The sequence below is a fragment of the Micromonospora echinofusca genome, assembly GCF_017614955.1.
GTDB lineage: Bacteria > Actinomycetota > Actinomycetes > Mycobacteriales > Micromonosporaceae > Micromonospora > Micromonospora echinofusca_A.
Map to the genome: position 1 here is coordinate 1 of NZ_WVUH01000299.1, position 9,100 is coordinate 9,100.

General features: G+C 66.9%; 8 protein-coding genes and 1 pseudogene. 7 read left to right on the top strand and 2 right to left on the bottom strand.

Going from position 1 to position 9,100, the window contains the following annotated elements; genetic code table 11:
* Both GSF22_RS26070 and GSF22_RS26075 read right to left on the bottom strand, forming a co-directional pair.
* Positions 1–274, bottom strand: a pseudogene (locus GSF22_RS26070) (APC family permease); the annotation flags it as partial.
* A 480-nt stretch (positions 275–754) separates the two neighbouring features.
* Positions 755–1,450, bottom strand: a complete 696-nt coding sequence (locus GSF22_RS26075; RefSeq protein ID WP_208816380.1) for an N-acetyltransferase — start codon at positions 1,448–1,450, stop codon at positions 755–757.
* Positions 1,451–2,239: 789 nt separating this feature from the next.
* On the opposite strand from GSF22_RS26075, the gene GSF22_RS36175 reads away from it, so the two are divergent.
* The 7 genes from GSF22_RS36175 (at position 2,240) to GSF22_RS26110 (ending at position 8,961) form a co-directional block, all read left to right on the top strand.
* Positions 2,240–3,757, top strand: coding sequence for a helix-turn-helix domain-containing protein (locus GSF22_RS36175; protein WP_244454150.1), 1,518 nt, complete (start codon positions 2,240–2,242; stop codon positions 3,755–3,757).
* Positions 3,758–3,796: 39 nt separating this feature from the next.
* Positions 3,797–4,846 carry an asparaginase gene (locus GSF22_RS26085; RefSeq protein ID WP_439957807.1) on the top strand — a complete coding sequence of 350 codons (1,050 nt, stop codon included), beginning with the start codon at positions 3,797–3,799 and terminating at the stop codon, positions 4,844–4,846.
* A gap of 11 nt (positions 4,847–4,857) precedes the next feature.
* Positions 4,858–5,316 (top strand): PPC domain-containing DNA-binding protein, encoded by a 459-nt coding sequence (locus tag GSF22_RS26090; protein WP_208816382.1) that lies wholly within the window; start codon positions 4,858–4,860, stop codon positions 5,314–5,316.
* Positions 5,317–6,509: 1,193 nt separating this feature from the next.
* A complete protein-coding gene (gene folE, locus GSF22_RS26095; protein ID WP_208816383.1) occupies positions 6,510–7,118 on the top strand; it encodes a GTP cyclohydrolase I in 609 nt (202 codons plus the stop codon).
* Positions 7,115–7,837: a 7-cyano-7-deazaguanine synthase QueC gene (queC, locus tag GSF22_RS26100; protein WP_307804332.1), complete on the top strand. Its 723-nt coding sequence runs from the start codon at positions 7,115–7,117 to the stop codon at positions 7,835–7,837. Before folE ends, queC begins: the two co-directional genes overlap by 4 nt.
* A complete protein-coding gene (locus GSF22_RS26105) occupies positions 7,838–8,218 on the top strand; it encodes a 6-pyruvoyl trahydropterin synthase family protein (RefSeq protein WP_208816385.1) in 381 nt (126 codons plus the stop codon).
* The gene (locus GSF22_RS26110; RefSeq protein WP_208816386.1) at positions 8,215–8,961 is read left to right on the top strand and encodes a 7-carboxy-7-deazaguanine synthase QueE; all 747 of its coding nucleotides are present in this window, start codon (positions 8,215–8,217) and stop codon (positions 8,959–8,961) included. Before GSF22_RS26105 ends, GSF22_RS26110 begins: the two co-directional genes overlap by 4 nt.
* The last annotated feature ends 139 nt before the right edge of the window (positions 8,962–9,100 follow it).

Below are 9,100 nucleotides of genomic sequence, written 5' to 3' on the forward strand. Positions count from 1 at the left end.
CCCGACCCAGACCCGCCGCCAGGATGCCGTAGTAGGCCGCCGCGTGCCCCACCTGACGTGCCATCGCCGCGTACCCGACCGCGAGCACCGCCACCACCGCCGCGACCAGCACAAACGTCAACGGCAACGCGACCACCCCGGTAGTCGCGTACGTCGCGACGATGCCACCGGCCAGCACCACCATCGGCGCCGACGCCGCCGCCCCGAACACCCACAACCCGAACGGAGTCACCGTCCGCCGCGCCAACGCCACCTGCACATACGTCGACCTCATCGCCGCTGCCCCCGCTCCTGGGAGTCCGGACACGACGCCAACCGGCACCCGTCCACTGGATGCCGCCTCACGTCGGCGGCGTCGGCGGCCACGACGTACACCGCCGCCGGCCGCACCGGGCCCGCGACCCAGAAACCCCGATCACGGTCAAGCCGACGCCGCGCAACGCCACTGTCGGGCGTGAACCCGAACAGGTCATGAGTACCGTCCGGCCACACCCGCCGGATCGCGTACCCCCACACGTAGACATCCGACGGCACATCTCCCCCACCCGTGACGACGGCACCGGTGCGTGGGGCCGTCAGCCATGCCGGCGACCATCGCCCAGCATTGGGATGTCGTGGTGGTGACGCGGTGAGAGGACGCGCAGCTACGGACAACATGAAAAAGTGCTTCCTTCTAGGATCGGGTGCGGGCAGGTGGCCCCGTCGGGGGGACCATCGCCAGCAGGTGAATTGGACGGTGCCCTACCGGGCGCGGTCAGGAAGAACGCGAGGTCGGCGCCGGGATCACGCGACCACGGAACGGCGTCACAGCGCGGGACATGCGCATCCGCCGCAGCAGCCCACCAGGTCGCTGCGCGCCGGACGGAGGCCGGCACATCCGCCACAGAGCCGGGCCTCCCGGCTCCAGCAGGATCGGCGACCGCGGCTCGTAACCGATACGAGCGAGCAGGCCCTCCCGAGGGCGGTCACTGACCAGCTCCGCGTACGACGGCAGCCCTTCAGCGTCAAGAACACCGTGATGACCCGCCAGCATCGCGCTCGCAGCCCTCTCGTGATCTTCAGAGGCAACCGCGACGTGAGCCAGGTAGTGATGCGGGGCATGAGGACGCACGACATCGACATAGGCGTGAAACATCGCGAACCGGGCGGCGTGTCCACCAAGCAACCGGCCCAGGTCGTGCAGCAAAGCCGCAGCCGGCGGCCCAGGCTCCAACCTGCGATACCAGACCGCTACTGCGGCACGATCTTCCGTAGTGTCGGCCTGGCCGTGCTCCACCGCGTGCGCCAACACGAGCTCCGCATAGCTGGGAAGAAGCTCTCGGCGGGCGGCCACGTCAGGCACCAGCCAGGCACCCAGGGGCCCGGCCAGCAGCCTGTCGGCCAGAAGTTCGGCCAGCGCGACGATATCGTCGCCGGTCGCGCGGCATATCGTGGTATCGGTCAGCGTCATGCTCGGCCCCCGTCGGTGGATCGACAACGACTTGTCAGGCCGCCGGTCGCGTCAAGGTGTGGACCTGCCAGCAGGCGATCGCCGGCAACTCGTGACCCGGTCGACGGCCGTGCTGATCGCTCCCATGAGGTGGTGTGTGCCTGTGTGCTCCGCTGGATGCGAAAGTACTGCCGCCAGTGGGACAGGCTGGTCCATCTCTCGACGACACTGACCACTCCGCGCCAACCATCAGGGGAAGTGGCCGGAGTTGCCACCGGTGGCAGCCCCGGCAGCCGCGGAGCTCTCACTGCAACACGCATACCGAACCTCCCTCGATTGGCTCGTTCCAGCCCTTCTGGTGGATGGCGCGAAACGTTGGCATTCGTAGCGCTGCCATGGAGCGACCCAATGCGACGTCGGCCGGTGTCGGCAATACCAATCTGGCGATGCCGACATCCAACCAACAATCCGGATGATGGCATCACGGTCGAGTGCCCAGTGAAACATGAATGTCATAGGACTGTCGGAGAACAACGATGACACTTATCGACACAGAAGGCGGCAGCGTCTGATGTGTACGTCACCGTCCGCTTCGACTTCGATCCGGTGGCGATAGAACGCAGTGGTTGATGGCGTCCGTTGTCTCCCTGTGCCCGCTGCTGGCGCGCCCATTCGAGCGGGTTCGCGCTGGCCCATACTCGCCTGCTATAGCACCGGCCGTCCCGCATGGCATTACAGTGGCGACGATAGGTCACCCCGAAAGGTTTCAGCGTCGCTGGTCTTCTTCTTCGTCCCCGATTGGAGCATGACTTGTCAGCATCCTCGCCTCCAGACATCATCCGGGCCAGGGCTGCGCTCGGCAGGCGACTTGCGGAAGCCCGTAAGGCTGCCGGATACACGCAAGAGAGCCTCGCCCCTCTGACGCACTACGTGCGCAGCACCATCGCAAACGTCGAACGGGGTCGTCAGAGCATCGGCCGTGACTTCTGGATCCGCTGCGACGAGATCCTTCGAACGGATGGCGAGCTGACCAGGGGGTACGACGTCATCCGAATGCTGTCTCTCAAGAGTCCGGTAACGGCACCACCCCCAAGTCGCGCGGCCGACATCTGCCTGCCCACCCGCCGCCAGCCACCGCCGTCGGAGACGTCACTGTCACTCCTCGACCCCGCATCTGCGGGGGAATGTTTCGGCTCGCAGACCCTCGCCAACGGCCTCTGGGCGCCTGCGGGCAGGTTCTTCCCCGGACTGGCGATCCCCGCGCACGTCCACAACGCCACGAGCGACGGTGACCAGGTACTCGCGACCGTACCCGCCGGATACCACGACGCTCCGCTGCTTCGCGGACCGCATCGAGGGTTAGTGATCGGCCGCACGGAAGCGGATCAGGGCGTGCGCCTCTTCGGCCTCGACGCCCGTCACGCCCGCCGACGCCTCGCCCATGCCGGTCCCGGCGCGCGTCTGCCTATCCCCCATGCCTATCAGCTCGACGAGCTGGTCTTGGCCCTGCTCTGGGCGATGAGCAACCTGGATGAGGCTCTCCTGGCCGACGATGCCCTCATCGAGCGGGCGACCAGCGAACTGGGCGTCTACGAGCGCATGAGCCGCTCCGCCGTCAGTCGGGACCTGGCTGCCGACATGACCGACGTCGGAATGATGTGGCTCGGTTCCGCCTTCTGCGCGCGGCACATCCGGCGGCATGCCGACGCTTTCATTGACAGTCCGGTCTACTGGACGCGGGAGCAACGAGGGGAGGAAGCCAGCACCTGGCTACTGTTCACACACAAGCAGAAGTACTTGCAGGCCACCGAAGTCGACCCCGGGCACCCCGGTCCTGTCCGTGTGTTCTGTATTCCGCGGACAGCCGTCGACGACTCGCCCCGCGGCGAACGGATCCTACTCCTCCTCGCCGTTGCCCTCATCGAGTCACACGGCATCGAGGTCGTCATCACCGATGAACCCGAGTACGCCGGTACGCAGGGATTCGTCACCGATCGCGACCGCCACGCGGTCATCGCCACCTGGGTCGGCGCGCAGGGAATCTGGTACGTCGACGTCACCGACGACCGCCGCACCATCCGCGGGTACGACGACGACGCCCAACACGCCGCTGGCCGCTCCATCATCGCGGCCGCAGCTTCACCCCAGCGGCTCCGCGCCCTCGCGGACCACCTTGAACTGGACTGGAAGACCCTGGCCCAGCGCTGCCGAGACCTCGCGGATCGCGGTTGCGCCGCCGTGGTGCAGCCACGCAGCCGGCACCTGTCCACCGACGGCGTCGACCGCGCGTGCCGCTACCTTGCCACCGCCGCGGTGGCCACCGACTAGTCTCCCTGCAGTAAAGATCGTCATCACTGGAGGCCAGCCGTGTCACCAGCAGCGCCCGCGCCCCCACGGGTGACCGTCCTCGGGCTCGGCGGCACCATTGCCATGACCGCGTCCGACACTGGCGGGGTCGTACCCGCGCTCACCGTGGCAGACCTCGTAGCGGCGATACCCGGCCTCGCCGAGACCGGCATCGCCGTCGACGCTGTCTCCTACCGCACCCACCCGGGCGCTTCACTCACCCTCGGTGATCTCACAGATGTCGCCGAAGCCATCCGCCAGTCCACTGACAGTGGAGCGACCGGAGTCGTGATCACCCAGGGCACCGACACCATCGAAGAGACGGCGTACCTCCTCCACCTCCTCCACCCCGGCTCGCAGCCCGTCGTCGTCACCGGCGCGATGCGCAACCCCACACTCGCCGGACCCGACGGCCCCGCAAACCTGCTCGCCGCCATCACGGTCGCCGCTAGCCCGACCGCTCGCGAGAGGGGCGTGCTCGTCGTGATGGCCGACGAGATCCACGCCGCAGACCGGGTCCGCAAGACACACTCGACCAGCACCGGCGCCTTCACCTCCCCCACCGGGGGACCCGTCGGCTACCTGGTCGAAGGCCAACCCCGCTTCGTCAGCCCAGCCCCGCCGCGACACGTCCTACCCGCGCCGGTTCACCGGCCCCGAATCGGGCTCTACACCGCGACCCTCGGCGACGACGGCACCAGCCTCCCCGCAATCGCAGCGCAGCTCGACGGGCTCGTCATCGCCGGCTTCGGCGTCGGACACGTTCCCGATACCTGGGTAGCCACCCTCACCGCCCTCGCCCAGACGATCCCCGTGGTCCTCGCCTCCCGCACCGGAGCAGGCCCTGTCCTCACCTCGACCTACGGCTTCCCCGGCTCAGAACGGGACCTCACCAACCGAGGCCTCATTCCCGCAGGATTCCTCGACCCCTACAAGGCCCGACTCCTGCTCCACCTGACCCTCGCCGCCGGCGCCACCACCCACGAAGCCGCACAAGCCTTCCGCGCCACGGCCAACCCCGACGAGCCCTGGCCGTGGCCGACCCCGGCAACCACTATGCCGCGAACGTGAAGGAGCCCGCATTGCGCAGCCGCGAAGTCGTCACCGGCCGCACCATCCTCACTGTCTTCGAGCACGGCGAGGACTTCTACGACGCCCTCGACCGCACCTGCCGCACCCACAACATCCGGCAGGGCTACATCCCCACCTTCATCGCCGGTCTCGCCACCGCCGACCTCGTCGGCACCTGCGAACGCCTGGACAACCCCAACGCCCCCGTCTGGTCAAGAGTCCACCTCACCAACATCGAAGCCCTCGGTGGCGGCACTCTCACCTACGACCCGGACAGCGACACCATCCAGCCACACATCCACCTCACCGTCGGCCTCAAAGCACACAGCGCCAGCGCCCACACCAGCCACCTGCTCGCCGCGACCGTACAGTTCCTCACCGAAATGGTGATCGTCGAGATCGCCGAACCCGCGCTGCGACGGGTCCGCCAGCCAGACCTCTACGACGTGCCACTCCTGCAGTTCCCCTGAACACACACCTACACACCGATGGCGGTACTACCCCCTTGGCTGCCCCCGGCGGCCCGAAGCAGGTAGTCGTACGTCTGCGTCACAAGCTCGACTGCCACGCCCAGCGACGCGCCCTGGCTGTTCAACAGCTCCTGCGTCGCCACACCAGCCGCATCCTCGCTCGCCATGGTCTCCAGCTCCAAAAGAGTTCCCAACCCATCGACCACGTCAATCGCGCCCCAGGTACCGAGTCATGCGGATCATGGCGATCTACACAGTCGGAGTGAAGCTCATCCTTAGCAGCGCGTCATGCATCTACCTGTGATCGGTCACGACGGTCTCGTGCTCAAGCAGGTCAGCTCGTTGTTCATGGGCCACCTCACCGTGAACACGTGCCGGACGGACTGCGTACATAGCCGAGCGAGGGACACCTTGCGCCTAAGCATCCCGTACGGCCACGTAGCAGGCGCATACGCCTAATCATCTTGGCGCACCGGCTCCGACAACCCGACGCCCCGCTCTGCGAGAGCCAACAGCAACGCCGACTCGTCTCTCACCAAGCACTTGACCTCGACCTCCTGACGGTCGGAGCCTATACAGCTGCCGATAGGCGGCTATGCCGCTACGCGGGTCAGTGCGGACCTCAAGGCAGTGCGAGCTGAAGTTCCGTCAGCGCCGGTCATCTGACGTCAGCGAATTGTCGGAGCTGACCCGTGAGGCTTACCGACATCGACGACCACTTGTTTGAATCAGAGCTCTCACCCAATCGGCCGTAATGGCGCCTGCGGGGTAGGCAGAATTTCTTCCAACCCTAACAAATATCGGTACCGGACATAGCTCAGCGGATGCACCAAGAGTTGGCTCCGTGGCGATGGTGCTCACGTCATCCTGCCTCCCGGTCACCGCCGTCACGCTAACCAAAAACAGCCAGAAAGATACGCGCTCAACTGCGGAAACTATTCGATTACAGCCAGGAGACAACAGCGAGACAACACAACCCCCGTCGATTTGATCTAGTCATTCGGCTTTCCTGAACAGGCGATCCGCTCCGGCGCCAGCCGGCCACCCTCCGACCTGACATGACTGCACCGATTGCTACTTCCAGGCGGCCTCAGCGGCGTCATCTTCCAACCGAAGCAGCATGCCGCGCATGTGAACCCATGTTTGGACTCCGCAGCACTACAGCTCGGACCTTCACACCAAGGAGTTGGCAAATGACGGTGATCGAAACACGTAAACCTGCGCCCGTTCAGGTGGTGGGCGCAGACGTCGCTGCTGCGGTTGCCGCCGCTGAGCAGATGTTGGTCGCGCTCGGCGTCGACACCCAAGTAGAGCACCTTCGGCGGACGGCGGAACGGATGGTGCTGTCGTACGGCGAGATGCTGACGCCGACGCCATTCGAGGCGACAGATTTCCTCAACGAGGCGAAGCATCAGGGCTTCGTCATCGTGCAGGATGTGGCGTTCGCCGCGATCTGCGCTCATCATCTGCTGCCGTTCGTCGGCTCGGCGACCGTCGGATATCTCCCGGGTGCTCGGCTGTTGGGGTTGTCGAAGCTGGCGCGGCTGGTCGAGCACGCCACACGCGGCGTTCAGGTCCAGGAAAACGTCACGCAGCAGATCGCCGACGGACTGCAGCGGGTCGTTCCGGACCACGGTGGCATCGGAGTGTTCGTCGAGGCTGAACACCTCTGCATGACGCTCCGCGGCGCGAAGGCGCGGGGTGCCTCGACAGTGACCTCGACGTGGCGCGGCGCGCTGGAACGCGACGCCACACTGCGGTCGGAGTTTCTCAGTGTGGCCGGGCGGAGGTCGCGGCCGTGAATACCCTCGCACTGCCGCTGGTCACTCCGGTGCCCGCGCACGTCGTCGTCATCGTCTCCGGTGGCATGGACAGCACGGTTCTGGCCTATGCCCTGCATCGCGCCGGGTCAGCGGTGACGCTGCTGTCGTGCGACTACGGGCAGCGGCACCGTCGCGAGCTGGACTACGCGGCACGGACCGCTAAGGCCCTGCGCGCGCCGCACGAGGTCGTCGACCTGACGGGCATCGTCGGTGTGCTGTCGGGATCGGCTCTTACTGACGTCCAGGTCGATGTGCCTGACGGGCACTACACCGATGTGTCGATGCGCGCCACGGTCGTGCCGAACCGCAACGCGATCATGCTCGATGTGGCCGTGGCGCGCGCTGTCTCCGCTGGTGCGGACGTGGTGGCGTTCGGTGCCCACGCCGGTGATCATCCGATCTACCCCGATTGTCGCCCGGCGTTCCTGGCCGCCTACGAGTCAGCTGCCCGGATAGCGAACGAAGGCTTCCTGCCCGCAGGCTTTCGCGTCGTTGCGCCGTTCATCGACTGGTCGAAGGCCGACATCGCCCGGCTCGGCGACGTCATCGGTGTGCCGTTCGCCGAAACGTGGTCTTGCTATAAGGGCGGCGAGCGGCACTGCGGAACATGCGGCACCTGTGTTGAGCGGCGCGAGGCGTTTGAGGTGGCCGGCGTGACGGACCCGACCGCGTACGCCACCACATCGGAGGTGATCTAGATGCACCGCATCGGCAAGCAGTTCCGGTTCGAGGCTGCGCACTCGCTGCCCGACCTGCCCGAAGGCCACCAGTGCGCGCGCGTTCATGGGCACAGCTACATAGTCGAGGTGCACCTCGTCACCGATGGTGAGCTGACCCTGCCCGGGTTCGTCGTGGACTTCGCCGAACTCGGCCCGTTCGGCGCGCATGTCCGCGACCACTTCGACCACCGCGACCTCAACGCCGTCCTGGACGCGCCGCCGACGAGCGAGCACCTCGCCGCCTACTTCTACCGGTGGTGCTGCGACCATCTGCGGCTCCCGGCCCCCGTGCGGGTGGAGAAGGTCCGGGTGTCGGAGACGGCATCCACGTTCGCCGAGTACGGGCCGGGCCTGTCATGACCGCGCCGACCACGCCCGCCGTGCCGCCGATCCCGATGGGTTCGCCGGTGCTGCCGTTGCTCGTCGCGGAGACCTTCGGCCCGACCTTGCAGGGCGAAGGCCCGAGCACCGGTCAGCAGGCGGTGTTCCTGCGCCTGTCGCGGTGCAACCTGTCCTGCCCACGCTGCGACACCCCGTACACCTGGGATGTCTCCCGCTTTGATCTGCGCGCGCACACAACCCAGCGCACCGCTGAGGAGGTCGTCAGGTGGGTGTTGGCGCAGCCGACGCGGCTGCTGGTCATCACCGGCGGCGAGCCGCTGTTGCAGCAGGATCGGCTGCTGCCTGTGGTGGAGGCGGTCACCGAGGCAGGGCGACGGGTGGAGATCGAGACCAACGGTACGGTCGTTCCCCTGACGGATCTGGTCGCGTCGACGGCCTCGTTCAACGTGTCTCCGAAGCTGCCTGGCTTCGCCGGGGCGAGGGACGGTCGGCGGCGCATCGACTCGGCCGCCCTGTCGGCGCTGGCGGCCTCGGGACGGGCCGTGTTCAAGTTCGTGGCCACCAGCGCAGCGGAGTTGGAGGAGATCGCCCGGTTGCAGGAGCGGTTCGGGCTGGACCCGGTGTGGGTGATGCCCGAAGGCACCAACAGCAAGGAAGTCCTGGGCGGGATGCGGGAGCTCGCGGACGCGGTCATAGCAAGAGGCTGGCACCTGAGCAGCCGCCTGCACGTGTTGCTGTGGGAGGACACCCGTGGCCGCTGAAGCACCGGGCTTACACCTGCTGGATGGGCTTGGACGGGGCCGTCGTTCCCGCCGTGACCAGCCGCGCGTGTGGGAGAGCGGCCCTGCGATCGTCGGCGGCGGGATCGTTCCTGCCGTCCAAGCGAACCCCACGATAGCC